This window comes from Vibrio sp. S234-5, assembly GCF_000960595.1.
Classification (GTDB): domain Bacteria; phylum Pseudomonadota; class Gammaproteobacteria; order Enterobacterales; family Vibrionaceae; genus Vibrio.
This window is the reverse complement of record NZ_JZAM01000255.1, coordinates 1-403: the sequence shown is the minus strand read 5'-3', so window position 1 is coordinate 403 and position 403 is coordinate 1. Positions and strand designations below refer to the sequence as shown.

Annotated in this window: 1 protein-coding gene; it reads left to right on the top strand. The window is 43.2% G+C overall.

The window, feature by feature from the left end:
• Positions 1–271 (top strand): excalibur calcium-binding domain-containing protein (locus UF06_RS24715; RefSeq protein ID WP_139046386.1); only part of this gene is annotated, 271 nt, incomplete at its 5' end.
• Positions 272–403 lie beyond the last annotated feature (132 nt).

Sequence of the window (403 nt, the reverse complement as noted above, 5' to 3'; positions counted from 1 at the left end):
TGTAGAGCCCAACAAAGTCAATCCTTTTTCAATGTTATTGTCCGCAGTGTTTATTGGCATTGTTGGTGCGGGATTCTATCTATTCGGAATAGAGCCGACATTAAATCCGGAATATGAAAACATGGGTTTTAGTTGCCAAGGTAAAACTTACTGTAGTGAGATGGTATCGTGCAACGAAGCTAAGTTTTATCTATCAAACTGTCCTAATGTCAAAATAGACGGTGACAACGATGGTATACCGTGTGAAAGCCAGTTTTGTGGCAACTGGTAGTATCGGCATAACAAACTGTTCAAGAGGGATTCGCAACGCGTGGCATTTTCATTATGCGTTGGTTTAAGTGATTAAGGTGGTAGCGGCGGCTTCGGTATTGCGTTGCCCACCCCTTAACAGGGCGTTATGTGC